Source organism: Sphingomonas sp. ABOLH, from assembly GCF_003951715.1.
In the GTDB taxonomy this organism is placed as follows: domain Bacteria; phylum Pseudomonadota; class Alphaproteobacteria; order Sphingomonadales; family Sphingomonadaceae; genus Sphingomonas; species Sphingomonas hankookensis_A.
Genome location: NZ_QQWV01000012.1, coordinates 35,464 through 57,209, shown reverse-complemented (window position 1 = coordinate 57,209; position 21,746 = coordinate 35,464). Strand labels below are relative to the sequence as shown.

Annotated in this window: 27 protein-coding genes; 17 read left to right on the top strand and 10 right to left on the bottom strand. The window is 67.0% G+C overall.

Going from position 1 to position 21,746, the window contains the following annotated elements:
* The first annotated feature begins 24 nt into the window (after positions 1-24).
* The 7 genes from CA237_RS08135 (at position 25) to CA237_RS08105 (ending at position 4,341) form a co-directional block, all read left to right on the top strand.
* Positions 25-291: a UvrB/UvrC motif-containing protein gene (locus CA237_RS08135; protein ID WP_066694125.1), complete on the top strand. Its 267-nt coding sequence runs from the start codon at positions 25-27 to the stop codon at positions 289-291.
* A 107-nt stretch (positions 292-398) separates the two neighbouring features.
* Positions 399-779, top strand: coding sequence for a MerC domain-containing protein (locus CA237_RS08130; protein WP_066694550.1), 381 nt, complete (start codon positions 399-401; stop codon positions 777-779).
* Positions 780-819: 40 nt separating this feature from the next.
* Positions 820-1,281 carry a Fur family transcriptional regulator gene (locus CA237_RS08125; protein WP_066694123.1) on the top strand — a complete coding sequence of 154 codons (462 nt, stop codon included), beginning with the start codon at positions 820-822 and terminating at the stop codon, positions 1,279-1,281.
* An 86-nt stretch (positions 1,282-1,367) separates the two neighbouring features.
* Positions 1,368-3,290, top strand: a complete 1,923-nt coding sequence (dxs, locus tag CA237_RS08120) for a 1-deoxy-D-xylulose-5-phosphate synthase (protein WP_066694118.1) — start codon at positions 1,368-1,370, stop codon at positions 3,288-3,290.
* Complete coding sequence (locus CA237_RS08115) at positions 3,287-3,706, top strand: hypothetical protein (protein WP_066694117.1); 420 nt, start codon at positions 3,287-3,289, stop codon at positions 3,704-3,706. The genes dxs and CA237_RS08115 overlap by 4 nt, the downstream gene beginning before the upstream one ends.
* Positions 3,707-3,730: 24 nt before the next feature.
* Positions 3,731-3,946: an AbrB/MazE/SpoVT family DNA-binding domain-containing protein gene (locus CA237_RS08110; RefSeq protein WP_066694115.1), complete on the top strand. Its 216-nt coding sequence runs from the start codon at positions 3,731-3,733 to the stop codon at positions 3,944-3,946.
* Positions 3,943-4,341, top strand: a complete 399-nt coding sequence (locus tag CA237_RS08105; RefSeq protein WP_066694113.1) for a PIN domain-containing protein — start codon at positions 3,943-3,945, stop codon at positions 4,339-4,341. The genes CA237_RS08110 and CA237_RS08105 overlap by 4 nt, the downstream gene beginning before the upstream one ends.
* On the opposite strand, the gene CA237_RS08100 is transcribed toward CA237_RS08105, so the two are convergent.
* Positions 4,338-5,006: an alpha/beta hydrolase gene (locus CA237_RS08100; RefSeq protein WP_066694544.1), complete on the bottom strand. Its 669-nt coding sequence runs from the start codon at positions 5,004-5,006 to the stop codon at positions 4,338-4,340. The two genes, CA237_RS08105 and CA237_RS08100, sit on opposite strands and share 4 nt — an antisense overlap.
* A gap of 180 nt (positions 5,007-5,186) precedes the next feature.
* Between CA237_RS08100 and CA237_RS08095 the strand changes: the two genes are divergently transcribed.
* The 5 genes from CA237_RS08095 (at position 5,187) to proC (ending at position 8,285) form a co-directional block, all read left to right on the top strand.
* Positions 5,187-5,975, top strand: a complete 789-nt coding sequence (locus CA237_RS08095) for a TlyA family RNA methyltransferase (protein WP_198158625.1) — start codon at positions 5,187-5,189, stop codon at positions 5,973-5,975.
* A 39-nt stretch (positions 5,976-6,014) separates the two neighbouring features.
* Positions 6,015-6,569, top strand: a complete 555-nt coding sequence (locus tag CA237_RS08090) for a TspO/MBR family protein (RefSeq protein ID WP_066694110.1) — start codon at positions 6,015-6,017, stop codon at positions 6,567-6,569.
* A gap of 46 nt (positions 6,570-6,615) precedes the next feature.
* Entirely contained in the window at positions 6,616-6,915 is a 300-nt protein-coding gene (locus CA237_RS08085; RefSeq protein ID WP_066694108.1) for an accessory factor UbiK family protein, read from the top strand.
* 66 nt (positions 6,916-6,981) lie between these two features.
* Positions 6,982-7,482, top strand: coding sequence for a YbjN domain-containing protein (locus CA237_RS08080; protein ID WP_066694106.1), 501 nt, complete (start codon positions 6,982-6,984; stop codon positions 7,480-7,482).
* Positions 7,479-8,285 carry a pyrroline-5-carboxylate reductase gene (proC, locus tag CA237_RS08075; RefSeq protein WP_066694104.1) on the top strand — a complete coding sequence of 269 codons (807 nt, stop codon included), beginning with the start codon at positions 7,479-7,481 and terminating at the stop codon, positions 8,283-8,285. Before CA237_RS08080 ends, proC begins: the two co-directional genes overlap by 4 nt.
* A gap of 109 nt (positions 8,286-8,394) precedes the next feature.
* On the opposite strand, the gene CA237_RS08070 is transcribed toward proC, so the two are convergent.
* Positions 8,395-8,871, bottom strand: a complete 477-nt coding sequence (locus CA237_RS08070; protein WP_232308064.1) for a MarR family transcriptional regulator — start codon at positions 8,869-8,871, stop codon at positions 8,395-8,397.
* An 85-nt stretch (positions 8,872-8,956) separates the two neighbouring features.
* Here CA237_RS08070 and CA237_RS08065 point away from each other — a divergent pair, with 85 nt between their 5' ends.
* Entirely contained in the window at positions 8,957-10,045 is a 1,089-nt protein-coding gene (locus CA237_RS08065) for a branched-chain amino acid aminotransferase (RefSeq protein WP_066694098.1), read from the top strand.
* 359 nt (positions 10,046-10,404) lie between these two features.
* Here CA237_RS08065 and CA237_RS08060 read toward each other — a convergent pair whose 3' ends face one another.
* From CA237_RS08060 to CA237_RS08045, 4 genes are all read right to left on the bottom strand, one after another.
* Positions 10,405-11,583: an acetyl-CoA C-acyltransferase gene (locus tag CA237_RS08060; RefSeq protein WP_066688612.1), complete on the bottom strand. Its 1,179-nt coding sequence runs from the start codon at positions 11,581-11,583 to the stop codon at positions 10,405-10,407.
* 17 nt (positions 11,584-11,600) lie between these two features.
* The gene (locus CA237_RS08055) at positions 11,601-12,056 is read right to left on the bottom strand and encodes a MaoC family dehydratase (RefSeq protein WP_066688614.1); all 456 of its coding nucleotides are present in this window, start codon (positions 12,054-12,056) and stop codon (positions 11,601-11,603) included.
* A gap of 128 nt (positions 12,057-12,184) precedes the next feature.
* Positions 12,185-13,336: a mechanosensitive ion channel family protein gene (locus CA237_RS08050; RefSeq protein WP_066688615.1), complete on the bottom strand. Its 1,152-nt coding sequence runs from the start codon at positions 13,334-13,336 to the stop codon at positions 12,185-12,187.
* A gap of 9 nt (positions 13,337-13,345) precedes the next feature.
* Positions 13,346-14,377, bottom strand: coding sequence for a DNA topoisomerase IB (locus CA237_RS08045; protein WP_126013662.1), 1,032 nt, complete (start codon positions 14,375-14,377; stop codon positions 13,346-13,348).
* A gap of 128 nt (positions 14,378-14,505) precedes the next feature.
* Here CA237_RS08045 and CA237_RS08040 point away from each other — a divergent pair, with 128 nt between their 5' ends.
* Positions 14,506-15,060 carry a type 1 glutamine amidotransferase domain-containing protein gene (locus CA237_RS08040; protein ID WP_066688617.1) on the top strand — a complete coding sequence of 185 codons (555 nt, stop codon included), beginning with the start codon at positions 14,506-14,508 and terminating at the stop codon, positions 15,058-15,060.
* A 141-nt stretch (positions 15,061-15,201) separates the two neighbouring features.
* On the opposite strand, the gene CA237_RS08035 is transcribed toward CA237_RS08040, so the two are convergent.
* The 4 genes from CA237_RS08035 to CA237_RS08025 all read right to left on the bottom strand — a co-directional run bounded on the left by CA237_RS08035 (position 15,202) and on the right by CA237_RS08025 (position 19,114).
* Positions 15,202-16,257, bottom strand: a complete 1,056-nt coding sequence (locus CA237_RS08035; RefSeq protein ID WP_066688622.1) for an acyltransferase — start codon at positions 16,255-16,257, stop codon at positions 15,202-15,204.
* Positions 16,254-17,609 carry a DUF5935 domain-containing protein gene (locus CA237_RS08030; RefSeq protein ID WP_066688624.1) on the bottom strand — a complete coding sequence of 452 codons (1,356 nt, stop codon included), beginning with the start codon at positions 17,607-17,609 and terminating at the stop codon, positions 16,254-16,256. Before CA237_RS08030 ends, CA237_RS08035 begins: the two co-directional genes overlap by 4 nt.
* Complete coding sequence (locus CA237_RS19630) at positions 17,602-17,742, bottom strand: hypothetical protein (RefSeq protein WP_164523846.1); 141 nt, start codon at positions 17,740-17,742, stop codon at positions 17,602-17,604. Before CA237_RS19630 ends, CA237_RS08030 begins: the two co-directional genes overlap by 8 nt.
* A 229-nt stretch (positions 17,743-17,971) precedes the next feature.
* On the bottom strand, positions 17,972-19,114 hold the full coding sequence (locus CA237_RS08025) for a glycosyltransferase family 1 protein (protein ID WP_066688683.1): 1,143 nt from the start codon (positions 19,112-19,114) through the stop codon (positions 17,972-17,974).
* A 92-nt stretch (positions 19,115-19,206) separates the two neighbouring features.
* On the opposite strand from CA237_RS08025, the gene CA237_RS08020 reads away from it, so the two are divergent.
* From CA237_RS08020 to CA237_RS08010, 3 genes are all read left to right on the top strand, one after another.
* The gene (locus tag CA237_RS08020) at positions 19,207-19,419 is read left to right on the top strand and encodes a DUF2945 domain-containing protein (RefSeq protein WP_066688626.1); all 213 of its coding nucleotides are present in this window, start codon (positions 19,207-19,209) and stop codon (positions 19,417-19,419) included.
* A 37-nt stretch (positions 19,420-19,456) separates the two neighbouring features.
* Positions 19,457-20,824, top strand: coding sequence for a DNA repair protein RadA (gene radA / locus CA237_RS08015; protein WP_066688628.1), 1,368 nt, complete (start codon positions 19,457-19,459; stop codon positions 20,822-20,824).
* 373 nt (positions 20,825-21,197) lie between these two features.
* Positions 21,198-21,719, top strand: a complete 522-nt coding sequence (locus tag CA237_RS08010; RefSeq protein ID WP_066688629.1) for a CvpA family protein — start codon at positions 21,198-21,200, stop codon at positions 21,717-21,719.
* Positions 21,720-21,746 lie beyond the last annotated feature (27 nt).

The following is a 21,746-nucleotide window of genomic DNA, read 5'->3' as shown; positions in this document are numbered from 1 at the left end:
ACCGGCGTCGTGCGTTGATGCCGGATGACCGACACGATCGAAACCCTGCGCGCGCAGATGGAAGCCGCCGCCGCGGCGATGGACTTCGAAACCGCGTCGCGGCTGCGCGACCGGATCACCTTGTTGCGCGGCGGTGCCGAACCGGATGCGGCGCAGGCGGCGGACACCGCCGGGCTGACGCGGCAGCAGCCCGGCGCGATGGGGCTGGGCACCAGCCGGCAGCGGGTCGAGCCGCCGGCCGGCTGGACGCCGCCTGCGAAGCCGGACCTGATGGTGAAGCGCAAACGCTGAAATATCAGCGATTTCGTCCGGCGATCGAACCCGATCGTCCGAACCGCGTTATCGGTCCCATGAAACGATATGTTGTAACTTCGCGCAATCCGGGGCATAGGGTGGCGATGCGCAGCACCGCCGCCCGCTCCTGGTTGCACGAAGGCCGACTCGATCGGTTCGGCATCCTGTTGTCCGGGCTGTGCGCGGTGCATTGCGTCACGACCATCGCGGTCATGGCGCTGCTCGCCTCGGTCGGCGGCACCTTGCTGCATCCCGCGATCCATGAAGTCGGGCTGTTGCTCGCCGTGCTGCTCGGCACTGTCGCGCTGGGCGCGGGCTATTGGCGCCACGGCCACAAGCTGCCGACGTTGATCGGCGGGGCGGGGCTGGCGATCATGGCGATGGCGCTGACCCTGCCGCATGGCGTGCCGGAGGCGTTGGCGACGCTGAGCGGTGTCGGCCTGCTGGCGCTCGGCCATCACCTCAACCGCCGGGCGGGTTGCTGACCGGGTTGCCGCTGGCCCCGCGCACGCTTATCTCGCTGGCATGGCGCACGAACATCACGAACATCACGGGACCGCATGGAACAAGGCGGCGGAAGCCGCGCTGATTCGCGCCGGTGAACAATGGACGGCGATGCGTGCCAGCATCTTCGATGTGCTCGCCTCGTTCGACAAACCCGCCTCGGCCTATGACATCGCCGATGCGGTGTCGAAGGCGCAGGGTCGCCGGGTCGCGCCGAACAGCGTCTACCGCATCCTCGACCTGTTCGTGAACGCCAACCTTGCCCGCCGGGTCGAAAGCGCCAACGCCTATCTAGCGAACACCCATCCCGACTGCGTCCACGACTGCATCTTCCTGGTCTGCGACCAATGCGGACAGACGACGCATATCGATGACGACAAGATCACCGGGACCGTCCGCGCCGCCGCATCGGGTGCCGGGTTCAAGCCGGTACGTCCGGTCATCGAAGTGCGCGGAACCTGTGCAGATTGCGCGCAGAATTGAACCTGAACTGAAGGACGTGCCGAGTTTGTCGGACCTTGCGCGTACCGGCAATCGACAGTGGGTTCCGCCTGCGCTAGGCAGGCCCGATGGCCGATCCACTTAGCACCCCGCTGCTCGACACCGTTCAGACGCCCGCCGACCTTCGCAAGCTGGCTCCGGAAGATTTGCGGCAACTCGCCGACGAACTGCGACAGGAAACGATCAGCGCGGTCGGTACGACCGGCGGGCATCTCGGATCGGGCCTCGGCGTTGTCGAACTGACCGTCGCGATCCATTATGTGTTCGACACGCCCGCCGACCGGCTGGTGTGGGACGTCGGTCACCAATGCTATCCGCACAAGATCCTGACCGGCCGCCGCGATCGCATCCGCACGCTGCGCCAGGGCGGCGGGCTGTCGGGCTTCACCAAGCGGTCGGAGAGCGAATACGACCCGTTCGGTGCGGCGCACAGCTCGACCTCGATCTCGGCGGCGTTGGGCTTTGCGGTTGCCAACAAGATCGCCGGCACGCCGGGCAAGGGCATCGCCGTGATCGGCGACGGCGCGATGTCGGCGGGCATGGCCTATGAGGCGATGAACAACGCCGAACAGGCGGGCAACCGTTTGGTCGTCATTCTCAACGACAATGACATGTCGATCGCGCCGCCGGTCGGTGGCCTGTCCGCCTATCTGTCGCGCATCGTGTCGAGCCGCGAATTCCTCGGCATCCGCGATGCGTTGAAGAAACTGGCGCGCAAGCTGCCCCGCCCGCTGCACACCGCCGCGCGCAAGACCGACGAATTCGCCCGCGGCATGGCGACCGGCGGCACCCTGTTCGAGGAACTGGGCTTCTATTATGTCGGTCCGATCGACGGTCACAATCTCGACCATCTGATCCCCGTCCTCGAAAATGTCCGCGACGCGGCGGAAGGCCCGATCCTGGTCCATGTCGTGACCAAGAAGGGCAAGGGCTATGCCCCGGCCGAGGCGGCAGCCGACAAATATCATGGCGTCCAGAAGTTCGACGTCATCACCGGCACGCAGGTCAAGGCGCCGGCCGGCCCGCCGCAGTACCAGAATGTGTTCGGCCATACGCTGAGCAAGCTGGCGGACAGCGACACCCGCATCTGCGCGATTACCGCCGCGATGCCCTCGGGCACCGGGCTCGACCGGTTCAGCAAGGAACATCCCGACCGGTTCTTCGACGTCGGTATCGCCGAACAACATGCCGTCACCTTCGCCGCCGGCCTCGCCGCGCAGGGGATGCGGCCGTTCTGCGCCATCTATTCGACCTTCCTGCAGCGCGCCTACGACCAGGTCGTGCACGATGTCTGTATCCAGAACCTGCCGGTCCGCTTCGCGATCGATCGCGCCGGGCTGGTCGGGGCGGATGGTGCTACCCATGCCGGCAGCTTCGACGTGACCTATCTCGCTACCCTGCCTAACATGGTGGTGATGGCCGCGGCGGACGAGGCGGAACTGGTCCACATGACCTATACCGCCGCCGAATATGATGCCGGGCCAATCGCGGTGCGCTATCCGCGCGGCAACGGCGTCGGCGTCGCGCTGCCGGAGGTTCCGCAAAAGGTGGAGATCGGCAAGGGCCGGCTGGTCCGCGAAGGCAGCAAGATCGCGATCCTGTCGCTCGGCACCCGGTTGGAAGAGGCGCTGAAGGCCGCCGATGCGCTGGAGGCGAAGGGGCTGTCGACTACGGTCGCCGACCTGCGCTTCGCCAAGCCGCTCGACGAGGCGCTGATCCGTCGCCTGCTGACGACGCACGAGGTCGCGGTGACCGTCGAGGAAGGCGCGGTTGGTGGACTAGGCGCCCATGTCCTGACCTTCGCCAGCGATTCCGGCCTGATCGACGCCGGGTTGAAGCTGCGCACGATGCGCCTGCCCGATACGTTCCAGGATCAGGACAGCCCGCAGAAACAGTATGACGAGGCCGGCCTGAACGCGCCGCAGATCGTCGACACCGTGTTGCAGGCGCTGCGCTGGAACGAGAGCGGAGCCGCCGAAGCCCGCGCATGACCGGCGGACAGAAGGCGGCGGCGATCATCGCGCTGGCGGTGGTCGCGCTCGCCTGGTTCAACTGGCGGATGTGGCGGCAGTTTCGCGCGGCCAGGGCGTATCGCGCCGGGTGGAGCGAGGCGGATTTCGACGCGATGGTCGCCGATAACGGCGTGTCGCCGGCCATCGCCGCGCTGACCCGCGAACTGGTCGCGCCTTATTATGGGCAGGGCGTCGTGCCCCATCCCGACGACGATTTCGCCCGCTTCCTGATGATCGATGACGAAGAGGTTGCGGATCTGGTCGAGGCGAGTTGGTGGCGATTGGGGCTGGTGATGCCGACGCCAGCCAATCCGGTCGAACTGCCGCCGATGAAGGACGTTCGCGACCTTGCGGTCTATCTTCAGTCGGTTGTCAGCCGCCCCGCATCGACGTAATTTGCCCGACGAAGGAGAAGCGCGGTGAAGGTCGAAAAGATCGGTGACCAGCTCGCTATCGTCATTCCGCAGGATGTGGCCGAAACGCTGGGGCTGCATGAAGGGGATAGCGTCGAAGTGCGGCGGAGCAGCGATCCTGCGCCAATGACTCGTGACGAAGCAATTGCCGCGATGCGCGCGTTGGCACGGCCACTCCCGCCCGGATACAAATTCGATCGAGAGGAGGCGAACGCGCGTTGAGCGTCGCGTTCTTCGACACGAACATTCTCGTCTATGCGCTGGGCGTCGATGACAGGGCGATACGCGCGCAGTCGCTTCTGGCGGACGGCGGTATCATCAGCGTGCAGTCGCTCAACGAGTTTGCGACCGTTACCCGGCGCAAGCTGCGCTACGAATGGCCGGCAATCCACGACGCCCTTGCCGCGTTGCGCGTCCTGTGTCCGCACATTGTTCCCCTGACCGATGCCATCCACCGCGATGGCCTGCGCATCGCCGAACGCTATCGCCTGTCGATCTACGACAGCATGATCTCCGCCGCCGCGCTGTCCGCGGGTTGCGATCGGCTATGGAGCGAGGACCTCCATCACGGGCTGGTCATCGATGCTCGGCTGGAGGTCCGCAACCCGTTCCTCTAGCGCAGGAACTGCCCCTGCGCTGCGTCGGTGGCGTTCACCGCCAGCACAGAGCGCGCTTCGGAGGGCAACCGGACATGGCCATGGCCATCTCCCGACGCAGCGATGACCCGGTCGAGCAGTTCCTGTCCTTCCTCCCACCAGCCGATGCCGCTGGCGGCGTTGAGGTGGCCCTGCGCGCCGGCATCGACGAAATGGCTGCCCCAATCGACCGCCATCGAATGCGCCCGCTCGATCGACACCCACGGGTCGTCGGTCGATGCGACGACCAGCGACGGAAAGGGCAGGGCGAAGCGCGGCGTCGGGGCGAACCCCTGCAACTCGACCGGCGCGCCGGGGCGATCGACATCCGCCGGCGCCACGAGCAACGCGCCCGCCACAGGCCAGCCATAGGGCTGGCCCGACAGCTGCGCCCACCATGCGACCGCGAGGCAGCCGAGCGAGTGCGCGGCGAGGACCACCGGCGCCTGCGCCTGCCGGATCGCCTGGTCCAGCTTCGTCACCCATGCATTGCGCAAGGGCCGCGACCACAGGCCCAGTTCGACCCGCGCGGTATCGGGCCGCGATTGCTCCCACAATGTCTGCCAGTGCGACGGGCCGGAACCGTTGAGGCCCGGCACGGTCAACACCGTCGGCAGGCCGGTCTGGGGAGTCGAAAGCTGTGCCATCATCGCGCTCCTGCTCTTGGGTGTTCCAACAGGGTGGAAGCCGCCGGCCACGCTTAGGGACAGGGATCGGGTCCGGGCGACTTCCTGCAGCCAATGTATTCCTACTTAAACGATAGGCAATGGCCAATCGACCAGTCGATCAAGGGTTGCGACGGGCGGAAAGCCGCGCCATGCGGGGCCATGGCAAAGCAACGTGCGGACCAGATGCTCGTCGATCGCGGTCTGGCCGAAAGCCGGACGCGGGCGCAGGCGCTCATCATGGCGGGGCTGGTGTTCGTCGGCGACCGCAAGGTGGACAAGCCCGGCCAGCAACTGCCGCCCGACGCGACGCTCGACGTGCGCGGACGCGATCATCCCTGGGTGTCGCGCGGCGGGATCAAGCTGGCGCACGGCCTCGACCATTTCGGCTGGGACGTGGGTGGTGCGGTGGCGATCGATGTCGGGTCGTCGACCGGGGGCTTTACCGATGTGCTGCTGTCGCGCGGCGCGGCGCGGGTCTATGCGGTCGACAGCGGCACCAACCAGCTGGCGTGGAAGCTGCGACAGGACCCGCGAGTGATCGTCCATGAACAGCTCAGCGCACGCTTGCTGACGCCCGCCCATATCCCCGAGCCGATCGACCTGGTGGTGTGCGATGCCAGCTTCATCGCGCTGGCCAAGGTGCTGGCGGTGCCGCTCGGCTTCGTGAAGCCCGGCGGGCGGCTGCTGGCGCTGATCAAGCCGCAGTTCGAGGCGGGCCGCGACGAGGTCGGCAAGGGTGGGGTGGTGCGCGACCCCGCGATCCATGCGCGGGTCTGCGACGCGGTCGCCGACTGGCTGACCGGCCTTGGCTGGCGCGTTGCGGGCGTCGATCCCAGCCCAATTACCGGTCCCGAGGGCAATATCGAGTTCCTGATCGGTGCGTACGCCCCCGAATCGACCGCTTTGGCTTGCAATGATGCACCGCACACAGCAAGCAATGCGCCCTGAACGGCAGCGCAGCGTGCGCAGTGGGGGCTGGGGTACGGGATGAACGAGATCGCGTCGAAGTGGCAGTTGCGATCAGGATTTCTGCGGCGCGCGGTGGTGTGCGTGCCGTTAATCCTTTTGCTGGGGTTCACGTCGGGACAGCTGGTCGTCGCGGGGGATGCGAATGGCTGGTACCGGATGCTGGACCTGCCGGCGATCCGCCCGCCGCAATGGGCATTCCCGGTCGTCTGGACGATCCTGTACCTGCTGATGGGCTTCGCGCTGGCGGTCGTTCTCAACGCACGCGGGGCGCGGGGGCGCGGCATCGCGATCGCGCTGTTCACCCTGCAGCTGGCGATGAACCTCATATGGTCGCCGCTGTTCTTCGGCGCGCATCAGGTGACACTGGCGCTATACCTGATCGTCGCCCTGTTCCTGACCGCGCTTGCCACCACCTTCGCCTTCGGCCGCATTCGGCCGATCGCGGCGTGGCTGCTGGTGCCCTATCTGGTCTGGCTGGTGATCGCATCGGCGCTCAATTGGCAGATCGACCGGCGCAATCCGGATGCGGAAACCCTTGTGCCGCCGGCCCATTCCACCCAAATCAAGCTCTAGAGAAAGGGCGGGCCGTGTCGCGCCCGACCAACTGGAAGGATTTTCCATGCAGTCCGACAATCGCCTGTTCGACGATTTCGCCAAGTTCGTGAACGGCGCCGCCGGGACCCTTGCCGGCATGGCCCGCGAGGGCGAGGCTGCGGCGCGCGAACGTGCCAAGACCTTCCTGGGCGGCATGGATTTCGTCAGCCGCGACGAATTCGAAGTGGTGAAGGCGATGGCCGTCGCCGCCCGCGACGAGGCCGACGCGCTGCGCGCCCGGCTCGACGCGCTGGAGGGCAAGACCGCGCCGGCCGCGCAGCCGATCACGCCCGACGCGCCGGGGGCGGGCGAAGGCGCGCTCTGATCCGCCGTCCCGGGTCCCACGCCGTAACGCGTGACGCCGGGCACGCGAGCGGCTAAAGATTTGGGGATGATGTTGGACGAAGTGGAAGAGGACGGCGACGACGCCGTGCCGATCGATACGCTGGAGCGCTATTTCGCGGCGCACGGCTGGAAGCATGAGCGCGACGGGGACGAGATCGTCGCGCATGTGAAGGGCAGCTGGACCGAGTTCGAGCTGCGCGCCATCTGGCGGGGCGAGGACGGCGTGCTGCAGTTCCTCGCGCTGCCCGACATCCGCGTCGCCGACGAACGGCGCGGGGCGATCTATGAAACGATCGGCCTGATCAACGAACAGCTGTGGATCGGCCATTTCGAGCTGTGGTCGTCGAGCGGCATCCTGCTGTATCGCCACGCCGCGATGCTGCCGGAGGAGCCGGTGCTGACCATCGATCAGGCGGAAATGATGATCGACGCCGCGATCGACGAATGCGAGCGCTTCTACCCGGTGTTCCAGTTCGTGCTGTGGGGCGGCAAGTCGCCGAAGGAAGCGATCGCCGCGTCGATGATCGAGACGCAGGGCGAGGCATGACCGCGCTGCCCGGACCGCTGTGGCTGATCGGCTGCGGCAATATGGGCGGGGCGATGCTGGAGCGGTGGATCGCCGATGGCGTCGATCCGAGGGCGATCACCGTCGTCACCCGCTCGCCGCGCGAGGTGCCGGCGGGCGTGACCCATGGTACGGCGATCCCGCAGGACGGGCCGCCGGCGGTCGTCGTGCTGGCGATCAAGCCGCAACAACTCGATCAGGTCGCGCCCGACCTTGCGCCGCATATCGCCGGCGTGCCGCTGCTGATCTCGATCCTTGCCGGGGTCGAGGAGGCGGCGCTGGCGCGGCGGTTCGACGCCGCCACCGTCGTCCGCGCCATGCCGAACCTGCCGGTCGCGATTGGGGAGGGGGTCGTGGCGTTGCATTCGCACGGGGAGGATCGGGCTGCCCGCGATACCGCCGCCGCGCTGATGGCCCCGCTCGGGCTGGTCGAATGGATCGACGACGCCGCGCTGTTCGACGCGGTTACGGCGCTGTCGGGCTGCGGGCCGGGTTTCGTGTTCCGCTTCATCGACGCGTTGGCAGCAGCCGGTGCCGCTCTCGGCCTGCCTGCCGATCAGGCGCAACGCCTCGCCATTGCCACGGTACAGGGATCGGCGACCATGGCCGCCGGGTCGGACGTATCGCCTGCGACGCTCGCCGACCGTGTCGCCAGCCCCGGCGGATCGACGCGGCAAGGCTTGAACGTGCTCGACGAAGGCGATGCGCTTAAGCAGCTGCTCAGCGCCACGCTCGCCGCATCCGAACGTCGCAACGCGGAAATAGCCGCAGCTGCGCGGGGCTAAGCCACTTGCGATCCCGTCACCCCGGGCTTGACCCGGGGTCCCGCTTCTTCTTCTAACCGTGCCAAAGGAAGCGGGACCCCGGATCAAGTCCGGGGTGACGGTGCAGCAGTCATGGTCGCCCCAACGCCGCCACCGCAGCCTTGTCCCCTGCCGGGATCAGCCCCTCCAGCACGGCCCAGAAACCGCTGACCGCATCCTGTCCCGCCCCCGAATAGGCGCGCGACAGTTTCGCGTTCAGCATCTCGTACAGCCGGGCCTCCAGCGCCTGCCCCTCGGGCGTCAGCTTCAGCAACCGCTGCCGTGCATCGCGGTCGCCCGCCCGGCTTTCGACCAGTTCGCGTGCCGACAGGTCGTTCAGCACCCGCCCGAGCGACTGTTTGGTGATCGCCAGCAACCGCAACAATTCGCTGACCGACAGATCAGGCCGCCGTGCGATGAAATAGAGCGCGCGGTGATGCGCCCGCCCCAGATTCTGCGCGGACAGTTCCTCGTCGATGCTGCGCGTCAGGTGGCTGTAGCCGAAATAGAGTAGCTCGATCCCGCGTCGCACCTCGGCCTCGCGCAGGAACAGGGCGGATGCGGTCATCGGTTGCGCGGAAGATGGGGCAGTCATGTTGACCATTTGTGCCATCCGGCCTACCCCTCCGCAAGCATTCATCCAAGAGGACGCCATGACGCAGCCGAGCTTCGCCTTCGAACCCCATGCGACCCCGGTCGAGGCGAGCGAGCGGGCGGCGCGGATCGTCAATCCGGGCTTTGGCCGGGTATTCACCGATCACATGGCGACGATCCGCTGGTCGGAGGACAAGGGCTGGCACGACGCGAAGATCACCGCGCGCGCGCCGATCGTCATGGACCCGGCCGCCGCCGTGCTCCACTATGCGCAGGAAATCTTCGAGGGACTGAAGGCCTACACGCTGCCCGATGGCGGCGTCGCGCTGTTCCGCGCCGAACAGAATGCCGCCCGGTTCCGGCGGTCGGCCAAGCGCCTCGCCATGGCCGAGCTGCCCGAGGACCTGTTCGTCGCGTCGTGCCGCGAACTGACGCTGGCCGAGCGCGAGTGGATTCCGGCCGGCGAGGGCAGCGCGCTCTACCTCCGCCCGTTCATGATCGCGTCCGAGACGTTCCTCGGCGTGAAGCCCTCGGCCGAATATCTCTATTGCGTGATCGCCTCGGCGGTCGGCAATTACTGGCCGGGCGGTGCCAAGAGCGTGTCGCTCTGGGTGTCGAAGGAATTTACCCGCGCCGCGCCCGGCGGCACCGGCGATGCCAAGTGCGGCGGCAACTATGCCGCCAGCCTGCTCGCCCAGTCGGAAGCGATCCGGCAGGGCTGCGATCAGGTCGTGTTCCTCGACGCGACCGAGCGCCGCTGGGTCGAGGAACTGGGCGGCATGAACATCTTCTTCGTGTTCGACGACGGCACGATGCTCACCCCGCCGCTGACCGGCACGATCCTGCCCGGCATCACCCGCGATTCGATCCTGACGCTGGCCCGCGATCAGGAGATCACGGTGCGCGAGGAACGCTATTCGATCGAGGAGTGGCAGGCCGATGCCGCCAGCGGCCGCCTGGTCGAGGCGTTCGCTTGCGGCACGGCGGCCGTCGTGACGCCGATCGGCAAGGTATCGTCGGCGGATTTCAGCTTCCAGATCGGCGACGGCCAGCCCGGCGAGCGGACGCAGGCGCTGCTCAAGCAGCTGACCGACATCCAGCGGGGGCGGAGCAACGACCCGCACGGCTGGATGCAGCGGATCGGGTGACGCCTAAAAGCCCTCTCCCCGGCGGGGGGGGGGGGTGGCGCTACCCGATCGCCACAACCTTATCCATCCAAACCCACCGTTTGCTTCGAGCGCAGGTTAGAGCCTGTCGAGAACCGAAGTCGAGAAGGGGGTGTCCCGAGCGACCAAGTTCTCGACTGACGCTTCTCGACAAGCTCGAAGCTGCTCGAACCGAACGGGGTGGGGGAGGGTAGTTCGTTCTACGACGTTTTAGACGACGTCCGTCTCACCAAAACCGTCATCCCGGCGCAGGCCGGGATCCATGGACGCGGCACCGTCGCGGTTCCATCGCCAGCACCCGACACAATGGCTCCCTACCGTGTCGGATGCCGCGAGCCCTCTCAAAGCACCTCGAACAACCCCGCGGCGCCCATGCCGCCGCCGACGCACATCGTAATGACGACATATTTCACGCCACGCCGCTTGCCTTCGATCAGCGCATGGCCGGTCATCCGCGCGCCCGACATGCCATACGGATGGCCAATCGCAATCGCGCCGCCATTGACGTTCAGCCGGTCGTTGGGAATGCCCAGCACGTCCTGGCAATGCAGCACCTGCACCGCGAACGCCTCGTTCAGCTCCCACAGCCCGATATCGTCCGTTTTCAGCCCGAAGCGTTCGAGCAGCTTCGGCACCGCATAGACCGGGCCGATCCCCATCTCGTCCGGCTTGGTGCCCGCCACCGCCATCCCGACATAGCGGCCGAGCGGCTGCAGCCCGCGGGCCGCCGCCACCGATTCCTCCATCACCACGCAGGCCGACGATCCGTCCGACAACTGGCTGGCATTGCCGGCGGTGATGACCGCCTGTTCGCCCAGCACGGGCTTGAGCGCCTGCAGCCCCTCGATCGTCGTATCTGCGCGGTTGCCCTCGTCCTTGGTCAGCGTGACTTCATGGCTCGACACTTCCTTCGTCGCCTTGTCGACGACGTTCATCGTGGCGGTCACGGGAATGAGTTCGGCGTCGAACAGGCCCGCCGTCTGCGCGGCGGCGGTGCGCTGCTGCGATTGGAGCGCATAGGCGTCCTGCCGCTCGCGCGAGATGCCGTAACGCGCAGCCACGATCTCGGCGGTCTGGAGCATCGGCATGTAGATATCGCCATGCATCGCGAGCAGTTCGGGGTCGGGTGCAAGGCGCATCTGCGGCGTCTGCACCAGGCTGATCGATTCGACGCCGCCCGCGACGCAGATATCCATCCGGTCGTGCACGATCTGCTTGGCGGCGGTGGCGATCGCCATCAGGCCGCTGGCGCATTGCCGGTCGATCGACATGCCCGAAACGCTGATCGGCAGGCCGGCGCGCAGCGCGGCGTTGCGGGCGATATTGTTTGCCTGATGCCCCTGCTGCATCGCCGCGCCCAACAGCACGTCGTCGACCTCCGCCCCGTCGATCCCGGCGCGCTCGACCGCAGCTCGGATCGAATGGGCGGCCAGCGTCGGCGCGGGCAGGTTGTTGAAAGCCCCGCGATAGGCGCGGCCGATGGGCGTGCGGGCGGTCGATACGATGACGGCAGAGCGCATGGAATTTCCTCGGGTGTTCAGGTGAAATACTGGCTGATCCATTCGGCGATCAGCGCGGGGGAGTCGGCGCCGTCGACCTCGACGGCATATTCGCTGGTCCGCTGCCATTGGCCGGGGTGTTTCTGCTCCAGCGCCAGCAGCGTGAAACGGCCGCGGATGCGGGAGCCGGACCGGACGGGCGCCAGAAAGCGGGTGCGGTTGCCGCCATAATTGACTTCCATCCGCACGCCGGCGATCCGGGGCAGATCGGTCGCCTCCGCCAGTCTCGGCATGAGCGACAGCAGCAGGAACCCATGGGCGATGGTTCCGCCGAACGGAGTCGCGGCGGCGGCCTGCGGGTCGACATGGATGAATTGCCGGTCGCCGGTCGCATCGGCAAAGGCATCGATCATCGCCTGATCGACGACGATCCATTCGGACCGCCATGTTGCGCCGACCTGCGCCGCCAGTTCCTCTGCCGCAATTTCGGCCATTGCGATCCTCTCCCGCACGTTAGGGCGATCATAGCGTCGGCCGGCGCCGCTGCAAGCGTCGACGCACCGAATTTTCCGAAAGGGCAAATGCGCTATGACGGGAGGGCAGACCCGATGTTCGAAAAACGCTACGGATGTGCCGGGCTGGGATCGACGATCGTGCCGTCCGCGCGGGCATTCAGATTGACCTGGGTCGGATAGGCGATCTCGATCCCCTCGGCGGCGAAGCGGCGCAGGATCGCGATGCCGACCGCCGTCCGCCCGTCGTAAAACGCTGCATAATCGGCGCCGGCCGAATCGAAGAGCAGCTCGAAATCGATGCTCGACGCGCCGAAGCCGATCAGCCCGCAACGCACGAACACGCGCTCCTCCGCCTCCACCACCTCGCGCAGCATCGCCGGGATGCGCGCGCAGGTCTCGGCATCGGTCTGATAGGTGACGCCGATCACGAACGACGCCCGGCGATGGGCGCGGCGGGTGTTGTTGGTGATTTCCTTGTCGAGCAGGTTCTTGTTGGAAATGATCCGCTCTTCGCCGGTGACCGAACGGATGCGGGTGGATTTCAGCCCGATCTCGGCGATCGACCCGTCGGTCTGGTCGTAATGGACATTGTCGCCGCGCCGAAACGGCTTGTCGAAGATGATCGACAGCGCGGCGAACAGGTCGGCGAAGATGCCCTGCGCCGCCAGACCGATGGCGATGCCGCCGACGCCGAGGCCGGCGACCAAACCCGTGACGTTCACCCCCAGATTGTCGAGCACGACGATCAGCGCGATGGCGAACAGCGCGAAGGTGACCAGCAACCGGATCAGCCCCATCGCCGATGCCAGCGCCTCGCCATGATAATGGTCGCTCGCCGTCCGCCGCTCGACCGCACCCAATATGACCTCGCGCGCCCAGATCGCGGCCTGGAACACGGCGGCGACGGTGAACAGGAACTCGATCGTCGCGGTGACCATCGGCGGCGCGCTGGCATAGCCGTCGACCAGCTTGGCGGCCAGCATCACCATGAAGAACAGCCCGGTCCGCCCGATCGCGCGGCCTGCGACGCTGCCCCATCCGGTGCGGTCCTCACCCGCCAGCTTCATGCCCCAGCGGCGGACCAGCAGCAGGACGATGACGATCAGCGCACCGGCGCCCAGCGCCACCAGCACCTGCAGCCAGTTGTCCGAAATCCACCGGGCACTGTCCTGCAGCAACAGCCGGGCCTGTGCCTGGGCCTGATCGGCGTTGAAGCTCTTCTCGACGGTCGCGGCCGGCGACGTGGTATTGGTACTCATGCGGTTCCTTCAAGCGGCGACGGCGACGCGGTCCTGCGCTTCGAGCAGCGCGATCAGCCCGCGTTCGTGGCGGCTGAGATGTTTCGCGGCCCGTGGCAGGCGCAGGGTCTCGCGAAACGCGCTCTGCCCGTCCTTGACCAGATCGATCAGCAGCGGGTGGACATAGGATTTGCGGGCGATGGCCGGCGTATTGCCCAGCGCATCGACCACCGGGCCCAGCATCGTCTTCAGGCTGATATCCTGATCGGCATCGGCGAGCGTCGCGAACGCCAGCACGCTCGCACCCCACGTCCGGAAATGCTTGGCGGTGAAGTCATCGCCCATCGCCGCGCGGATATAGGCGTTGACGTCGCTCGACGTGACCGGATGCGTCTCCCCCTCGGCATCGACCCAGCGGAACAGGTGCTGTCCCGGCAGGTCCTGGCACTTGCGCACGAAACTGGCGAGCGAGCGGTCGGTGATCGTCAGCACCCGCATCTTGCCCGACTTGGCGCGATATTGGAGCTTCAGCCTGGTCCCGCTCAGCTTCGCATGCCGCTTGCGCAGCGTCGTCGCGCCGAAGCTCTTGTTCACCCGCGCATAGCCTTCGTTGCCGACGCGCACCCGCCCGAGATCGAGCAGCCGCACCACCGCCGCCACCGCCCGGTCGCGTGACAGCGCGCGCTTGGCAAGGTCCCGCTCCACCTGCGCGCGCAGCTTCGGCAGCTTGTGCCCGAACGACGCGCAGCGATCATATTTGGCGCTCTCCTGCGCCGCGCGGAAATCGGCGTGATAGCGATATTGCTTGCGACCCTTCTCGTCCCAGCCGATCGCCTGGATATGACCGGTGGGATCGGGGCAGAACCATGCGTCGCGATAGGCGGGGGGCAGGCCGATGGCGTTCAGCCGGTCGATCTCGTTCCGATCGGTGATCCGGTCGCCGTCCGGGTCGTAATAGCCCCAGCCGCGCGTCAGCTTCTTGCGGGTGATGCCCGGCGCCTCGCAATCGGAAAAGAAGCAGCCGGCGGGGCAGGGGAGGTCGTCGTCTTCGGCTGGTTCCATCGGGCTGTCCCTGCGAATATCCCGATCAATGTTCGGCTCGTCGCTTCGTTCCGGCATCCGCCGCGTGGGCGGGAACCGACGCGGAGTCAGCCGGTTGGGGGCGGACCACCCTGCACAGGAGACTTCCCATGGCCGACCTCGCCAATGCCCGCGTGCTGATCCTCGCCACCGACGGGTTCGAGGAATCCGAACTGTTCGACCCGCGTCAGGCGCTGCTGGACGCAGGCGCGAACGTGACGCTCGCCTCGATCAAGACCGATCCGATCCAGGGCGTCGTCAACGACAGCGAAAAGGCGCGGACGATCACCCCCGACCTGACGCTCGACGCGGTGGATACCGAGGAATTCGACATGCTGCTGCTGCCCGGCGGCGTCGGCAATCCCGACAAGCTGCGCATGCAGGAACGCGCGGTCGAGATCGTCAGCGAATTCATGGACGACGACAAGATCGTCGCCGCCATCTGCCATGCGCCGTGGCTGCTGGTGGAGGCCGACGTGGTCGACGGCCGCCGCGTGACCAGCTGGCCATCGGTCCGCACCGACCTCGAAAATGCCGGTGCCGAGGTGGTCGACGAACAGGTCGTGATCGACGGCAACCTGATCACCAGCCGCAAGCCCGACGACATTCCCGCCTTTTCGAAGGCGGTGATCGAGGCACTGCAAAGCGAACTGGCCGAGGCGTGAGGCGAGGAGGCGGGTGGTGATCCTCACCATCCGCCCCAAACGTCACCCCGGGCTTGACCCGGGGTCCCGCTTCTTCTTCCTCTACGCGCGGCAAAGAAAGCGGGACCCCGGATCAAGTCCGGGGTGACGTAAGCGGAAACGCTAAGCCACCGCCAGCCGCCGCCGATCCCCGACCCGGTTCAACCAGTTCTGCGCCGGCCGCTCTACGCCGCGATACAGCACTTCCGACGACGCGATCACCGCCACGATATACAGCGCCAGCACCCATAGCGGCGCGTCGGTCGCATCCTCGACCAGCACCAGCTTGAACACGAACCACAGCAGGAAATGGCCGAGATAGGTCGCATAGCTGATCTCGCCCAGCCGGTAGATCGGCCACCATTCCAGCGGGTTGCCGCGCCGGTTCGACGTGATCCCCGCCGCCAGCAACAGGCACGCGAGTGCGGCGGGCAGCGAATGCGCCTCCGACAGCAGCTTCGTCCCCCACGCCGCCGCCAGCCCCAGCGCGAGGATGCCCGCCGATACCGCGACAAGGTCACGCCCCTGCCAGCGCAGCCACAAAGCGCCGATCGCGGTCCCGGCGGCAAACTGGATCACGCAGCGCGCCACGGCAAAGCGTTGCAACTCGCTGCCCAAGCCGTCCTGCCCGCATAGCGGCAGCAGCCCGAACAACAGCAATGCGACGAAGGCGACCAGCACCACGCTCGGCACGCGGCGCCAGTCGACCGCCACCGCCAGCAGCGGAAACAACAGATAGGCGGCGGATTCGGCCGAGATCGACCAGGCCGGATCGTTCCATTTCAGCGGATCGACGAACCCCCAGCTTTGCAGCAGCACGACATGCAGCGGCAGTTCGGCAAAGGGAAAGCGATCGATATTGCGCCCGGTCGCCGCCAGCACGACGGCCAGCGCGACCGCACAGGCCAGCACGAACAGGTGCAGCGGCCAGATCCGTGCCATCCGCTTCCACAGGAACCGCCCGGCAACCGGCAGCCCGCCTTCGCCGAACCGCCGCCCCCACGACAGCCAGATGACGAAGCCCGACAGCAGGAAGAAGAAATCGACCGCCAGATAGCCCTTGGCGATGGCGGATTCGATCGCCGGATGCATTTCCGCCATCGATCCGCGCAAGTGGAACAGCACGACCCACCATGCGGCAAGGCCGCGCGCGCCGGTCAGCGCCTTCAATTCGTTCATGCGGCTACCGCCCCCTTCTTGCGCCGCTGGATCGGCGTCCAAGCCTGTTCGCTACGTTTGCGCGCGAGATAGGTGTCGAGGCCGATCTGCGCGCCGATCAGCATGAAGACGAACGGCTGGAAGGCGATGGCGACGAAATTCGCGCCGAACAGATACACGATATGCCCGTTCTGCAGTGCGGCGGCCAGTGGCACGACCCACGCCTCGTCCTCACCCGCCTTGGCATAGCGCCGCCTGAGCACCTCCATCCGGAACAGCCCGCCCAGATTGATCGCCAGCCAGATCAGCAGCCCCGGATAGCCCTGTTCGCCCAGCATCTCGAAATAGGCCGAGTGATAGGCGCGCCCGGCATCGACCTCCAGGCTGCGTTCGACCGTCCGGTTCGCGCCCTCGCCGACCACCGCGACCTTTTCATAACGGATGCGGTTCTGGAGATAGGCGACGAAGCCCCCGCCGAACGGGTTCTGCTTCACATAGTCGAGCGTCCACATCCACACCGCCAGCCGGGTCGATGCCGATGCGTCGGCCTGATAGGTGCCGATCGTCTCCATCCGCTGCGTGAAGGCCGACGGCAGGAACGGCACCGCCATCAACCCCGCCGCGCCCGCCATCGCCAGATAGGTCAGCCGCCGCTTCACGTCGCGCAGCATCAGTACGCCGAGCAGCCCGATGCACAGCAGCCCGGTCCGCGTCGACGTGCCGACCGGGATCAGCAGGCAGGAGAAGACGAGGGCATAGCAGAATGCGCGCACCCGCCAATCGGGTGCGAACACCGTGCCGAAGCGGCTGAACCACAGGATCAGCGGGATGATCGCGATCGCCACGGTCGAAATGGTCGACCCCTCGTACAGGCCGGCATTGTTCGACACCATCAGGTTCAATTCGCCATAGCCGCCGCCCGACCCCAGCGTCTTGATCCCGCCGACGATGATGATCGACGCGGCCGACAGCACCATGAACAGCAGCAGCGATTCGATGCGCAATTTGGTCCGAAGTGTCAGCGGCAGGAAGATGGCGAAGGCCAGCGCCTTCCACACCCATTCCCATTTGAACTGCGCCTCGACCGGGAAGTCGGCGGTCTTGGTCGTCCACAGGCAATAGAGCAGGAGCGCGAGCATCAGGAACTGGCGCGGCGCCATCCGCGTGTCGCGCTTGTCGTCGACCACCGCCCAGGCGAGCACGGCAAGGCCGCAGGCGATCAGCGAGATCGGCACCGAGTTGAGCAGCAGATAGGTCAGCCGCTGCGGCGAGACGATGTCGATATAGACATAGGTCAGCACGAACACGAACGGCTTGCGAAACCCCGCCGCGAACAACAATCCCAGGAATGCGACGAAGACGAGATCACGCACCGAAGCGGTCCCGGCCCTTGCGCGGGGCGTCGTCGCGCACGCGTTCCTCGTCGAGGTCCGGCCGCCGCAACAACCGCCACGCCGCGATCAGCATCAGCAGGTGGGTCAGCCCCAGCGAGAAATTGTCGATCATCGGCGAGGGGCCCCTAACGTCACCCGCAGCGATAGCGGACACGGGTTGATGCGACGTTAAGCGATCGGCAGGGCAGGGGCCAAGGGGAGTGGTCCCGTCGCTGCTCACCGCCAACGTCGCTCGCCGCCAACGTCATCCCAGCGAAGGCTGGGATCTCCCCGTAAGGGAACGCGCTCCTCGCCGCGGAATGCCCCAGCCTTCGCTGGGGCGACGTTTACTCCGAACCAACCTACCCCCGAACGATCCGCAAATACGCATCCAGCACCGACTGGTTCGCGCTGTCCCAGCGATACCCCTTGGCCGCGTCATGCCCCGCCAACCCCATGCGCCAGCGCAGGTCGGCATCCTCGCACAGCCGTGCAATCGCATCGGCATAGGCGGGAATGTCGCGAGGCGGGACGAGGAACCCGGTCGTCCGGTCCTCGACCATGCCGACCGCGCCGGTCGCGCGTGCCGCCACCACCGGTACGCCCGCCGCCATCGCCTCCAGCGTGACGTTGCCGAACGTCTCGGTGATCGACGGGTTGAAGAACACGTCCATCGACGCGACCGCCCGGCCAAGATCGTCGCCCGCCTGGAACCCGGCGAACACGGCATGCGGTACCCGCTCGGCGAACCAGTCGCGCGCGGGCCCTTCGCCGATCACGAGGATGCGATGCTTGACCCCGCGCCGCTGCAATTCGGTGGCGACCTCCGAAAAGACGTCCAGCCCCTTTTCCAGCACCAGCCGCCCGAGAAAGCTGACCGCGACCTCGTCGTCGCCGATCCCCAGCGACCGCCGCCAGTCGAGATCGCGCATGCCGGGACTGAAGCGCTGATGATCCACCCCGCGCGACCAGATGCCGATCGGCGAGGTCACGCCCCATTCGCGCAGCAAATCGGCCATGCCGCGCCCGGGCACCATCACTTGATCGGCGCGATTATAGAATCGCTTCGACAGCGCGACCGCCAGCGGCTCCAGAAAGCCGATGCCATAATATTGCGGGTAGGTTTCGAACCGCGTGTGCAGCGAGGCGAGCGTCGCGATCCCGTTGTCGCGCCCCCAGCTGAGTGCCCGGTGGCCGAGGATATCGGGGGCGGAGACATGGACGATATTCGGCGCGAACGCCGTCAGATCGGCGCGCGTCTTCGCGGTCAGCCCCCGCGCCAGCTTATATTCGCCGCGCCCGCCGGGCATGCCATAGGCTGGCACGCTGACCAGATCGCCGGTCGGCGGAAAGGCCGGCTTGTCGGTCGTCGGCGAATAGACGCGCAGCGTCACGCCATGGTCGAGCAGGTGGCGCGCCAGCCGGTTGAGCGCCTGGTTCGCGCCATCGCGGACATAATTATAGTTTCCGCTGAACATCGCGACGCGGAGCTGGGAAGGCTTCATCCGCGTGCCCATAGCGCCGGAACGCCGCGTACGCCACCGGAACGCTTGGGCGCTCCAACGGGTTGACCCGCCCGACAAAAGGAGCGGACAGCATGAGCGAGAGCTACAAGAAGGGCCAGAAGGTCAAATGGTCGTGGGGCAACGGCACGGCGGAGGGCAAGGTCGAGGAACGCTTCGAACGCCGCGTCCAGCGCACGATCAAGGGCAGCAAGATCACCAAGAACGGCACCAAGGACAATCCCGCCTATCTGATCGAGCAGGACGACGGGACCAAGGTCCTGAAACGCGGCAGCGAACTGGACTGATATTCCCCTTTCGTTCCGCATCTGCTAACGCCGCGGCATGGCCAAACCCCAAAAGCGCTATGTCTGCCAGCAATGCGGATCGGTATCCTCGAAATGGGCGGGGCAATGCGCCGATTGCGGCGACTGGAATACGCTGGTCGAGGATGCCGGCGCGGTCGTCACCCCCTTTTCGGCGCGGCATAACCTGCAGAGCGGTGGGCGGCCGATCCTGTTGTCGGGGCTCGACACCGACATCGCGCTGCCCGACCGTCTGAAGACCGAGATCGCCGAACTCGATCGGGCGCTGGGCGGCGGCTTCGTCGAGGGATCGGCGACGCTGATCGGCGGCGATCCCGGCATCGGCAAGTCGACCCTGCTGCTACAGGCCGCCGCGAAGCTGGCACTGGCGGGCAAGAGCGTCGCCTATGTCTCGGGCGAAGAGGCCGCCGATCAGGTGCGTCTCCGCGCCCGCCGCCTGGGGCTGGGCAATGCCCCGGTGCAGCTCGCCGCCGCGACTTCGGTCCGTGACATCCTGACCACGTTCGGCGGATCGGCCGCGCCCGACCTGCTCATCATCGATTCGATCCAGACGATGCACAGCGACCTGATCGAAGGGGCGCCCGGCACCGTCAGCCAGGTCCGCGCCTCGTCGGGCGAACTGATCCGCTTCGCCAAGGAACGCGGCACCGCCGTCGTGCTGGTCGGCCATGTCACCAAGGACGGGTCGATCGCCGGTCCCCGCGTGCTCGAACATATGGTCGACACGGTGCTGGCGTTCGAGGGCGAGCGCAGCCACCAGTACCGCATCCTGCGCGCGGTCAAGAACCGCTTCGGCGGCACCGACGAGATCGGCGTCTTCGCGATGGAAAGCGAAGGATTGTCCGAAGTATCAAACCCTTCGTCGCTATTCCTGACAAGCCGTGACGAGAATGTCACCGGCACCGTCGTCTTCCCCGCGCTGGAGGGGACCCGCCCGGTACTGGTGGAGGTACAGGCGCTGACCGTGCGCTTGGCGTCCGGAGCGACCCCGCGCCGGGCCGTCGTCGGCTGGGACTCCGGCCGCCTCGCGATGATCCTCGCCGTGCTGGAGGCACGCTGCGGCCTCGCCTTCGCCACGGCCGAAGTCTATCTCAACATCGCCGGCGGCTACCGCGTGACCGACCCCGCCGCCGACCTCGCTGTCGCGGCCGCTTTGGTCTCGGCGCTGTCCGAACGCCCGGTACCGTCCGACGCGATCGTCTTCGGCGAGATCGCGCTGTCGGGCGAGGTCCGCCCCGTCGCGCACGGCGCATTGCGGCTGAAGGAGGCGGGCAAGCTCGGCTTTGCGCGCGCACTGGCCCCGGCGGCGCAGGCGGAGGGCGGCGCGGTGAAACTGTCCGGGTTCAAGGATTTGCCGCGGTTCGTGGATTATATGCTGGGACGCTAAAATCCTTCCCGGCACGGAGCGTCAGGTCGGCCATGCTCTGCATGACCGAGGATCGTCCGGAGGACGATCCGACCTGACGCTGGGGACCAGCCGCAGGCTGGTGGAGGGGGATCGCCCCGCAACGCTACCGGCCCGTATTCGGCCAACCCCTCCACCATCGCCTTCGGCGACGGTCCCCCTCCCCGTACCGGGGAGGATCTGCGTATGACTCCCCGTCACCCCGGACTTGATCCGGGGTCCCGCTTCTTCTTCTCGGCGCCTTGGGAAAGCGGGACCCCGGATCAAGTACGGGGTGACGACGAATTGGTTGAGCCATCCGCTCCCCCGCACCCCCCGCTCGACAATCTCCCCGCCGCCCGGCATAGCCTCTTCCATGGGCCTGACCTCCCTCGACATCGCCGTCCTCCTCACCGTCGGCGGCGCGGCGGTGCTGGGATTCATGCGCGGCTTCGTCACCGAAGTCCTCTCGCTCGGCGCCTGGGCGCTGGTCGTGCTGTTGCTCAAGCTGTTCCACACGCCGGTCGCCGCCGCGCTGGTCGGACCCACCGGCACGGCGGGCGGCGCGGCGACGCTGGCCTTCGCGTTGATCGCGGGCATCGGCTATTTCGCCGGCCGGCTGGTCGCCAACGGCATCGGCGCGCGGACCCGCGCGTCGGTCCTCGGCCCGGTCGACCGTGCCCTCGGCTTCGGCTTCGGCGCCTTGAAGGGCCTGATCCTCGTCAGCCTCGCCTTTCTCCTCCTGCTGCTGGCGGCCGACTTCATCGGCGGCGGCCCGACGCGCCGCCCGCTCTGGATCAAGAACGCGCGCACCTATCCGCTGCTCAACGCCACCAGCGCCAGCGTCGTCGACTTTATCGAACGCCGCCGCCGGGGCGAACCGGTGTTTGGCGAATAGAAAAAGCCGGCTTCGACTCGCCAGCGT

Excerpts from the sequence above, each read along its gene's own strand:
- CA237_RS08135 (WP_066694125.1), top strand. The coding sequence starts at position 25 with ATGACCGACACGATCGAAACCCTGCGCGCGCAGATGGAAGCCGCCGCC.
- CA237_RS08130 (WP_066694550.1), top strand. The coding sequence starts at position 399 with ATGCGCAGCACCGCCGCCCGCTCCTGGTTGCACGAAGGCCGACTCGAT.
- CA237_RS08125 (WP_066694123.1), top strand. The coding sequence starts at position 820 with ATGGCGCACGAACATCACGAACATCACGGGACCGCATGGAACAAGGCG.
- dxs (WP_066694118.1), top strand. The coding sequence starts at position 1,368 with ATGGCCGATCCACTTAGCACCCCGCTGCTCGACACCGTTCAGACGCCC.
- CA237_RS08115 (WP_066694117.1), top strand. The coding sequence starts at position 3,287 with ATGACCGGCGGACAGAAGGCGGCGGCGATCATCGCGCTGGCGGTGGTC.
- CA237_RS08100 (WP_066694544.1), bottom strand. The coding sequence starts at position 5,006 with ATGGCACAGCTTTCGACTCCCCAGACCGGCCTGCCGACGGTGTTGACC.
- CA237_RS08095 (WP_198158625.1), top strand. The coding sequence starts at position 5,187 with ATGGCAAAGCAACGTGCGGACCAGATGCTCGTCGATCGCGGTCTGGCC.
- CA237_RS08090 (WP_066694110.1), top strand. The coding sequence starts at position 6,015 with ATGAACGAGATCGCGTCGAAGTGGCAGTTGCGATCAGGATTTCTGCGG.
- CA237_RS08085 (WP_066694108.1), top strand. The coding sequence starts at position 6,616 with ATGCAGTCCGACAATCGCCTGTTCGACGATTTCGCCAAGTTCGTGAAC.
- CA237_RS08080 (WP_066694106.1), top strand. The coding sequence starts at position 6,982 with ATGATGTTGGACGAAGTGGAAGAGGACGGCGACGACGCCGTGCCGATC.
- proC (WP_066694104.1), top strand. The coding sequence starts at position 7,479 with ATGACCGCGCTGCCCGGACCGCTGTGGCTGATCGGCTGCGGCAATATG.
- CA237_RS08070 (WP_232308064.1), bottom strand. The coding sequence starts at position 8,871 with ATGACCGCATCCGCCCTGTTCCTGCGCGAGGCCGAGGTGCGACGCGGG.
- CA237_RS08065 (WP_066694098.1), top strand. The coding sequence starts at position 8,957 with ATGACGCAGCCGAGCTTCGCCTTCGAACCCCATGCGACCCCGGTCGAG.
- CA237_RS08060 (WP_066688612.1), bottom strand. The coding sequence starts at position 11,583 with ATGCGCTCTGCCGTCATCGTATCGACCGCCCGCACGCCCATCGGCCGC.
- CA237_RS08055 (WP_066688614.1), bottom strand. The coding sequence starts at position 12,056 with ATGGCCGAAATTGCGGCAGAGGAACTGGCGGCGCAGGTCGGCGCAACA.
- CA237_RS08050 (WP_066688615.1), bottom strand. The coding sequence starts at position 13,336 with ATGAGTACCAATACCACGTCGCCGGCCGCGACCGTCGAGAAGAGCTTC.
- CA237_RS08045 (WP_126013662.1), bottom strand. The coding sequence starts at position 14,377 with ATGGAACCAGCCGAAGACGACGACCTCCCCTGCCCCGCCGGCTGCTTC.
- CA237_RS08040 (WP_066688617.1), top strand. The coding sequence starts at position 14,506 with ATGGCCGACCTCGCCAATGCCCGCGTGCTGATCCTCGCCACCGACGGG.
- CA237_RS08035 (WP_066688622.1), bottom strand. The coding sequence starts at position 16,257 with ATGAACGAATTGAAGGCGCTGACCGGCGCGCGCGGCCTTGCCGCATGG.
- CA237_RS19630 (WP_164523846.1), bottom strand. The coding sequence starts at position 17,742 with ATGATCGACAATTTCTCGCTGGGGCTGACCCACCTGCTGATGCTGATC.
- CA237_RS08025 (WP_066688683.1), bottom strand. The coding sequence starts at position 19,114 with ATGAAGCCTTCCCAGCTCCGCGTCGCGATGTTCAGCGGAAACTATAAT.
- CA237_RS08020 (WP_066688626.1), top strand. The coding sequence starts at position 19,207 with ATGAGCGAGAGCTACAAGAAGGGCCAGAAGGTCAAATGGTCGTGGGGC.
- radA (WP_066688628.1), top strand. The coding sequence starts at position 19,457 with ATGGCCAAACCCCAAAAGCGCTATGTCTGCCAGCAATGCGGATCGGTA.
- CA237_RS08010 (WP_066688629.1), top strand. The coding sequence starts at position 21,198 with ATGGGCCTGACCTCCCTCGACATCGCCGTCCTCCTCACCGTCGGCGGC.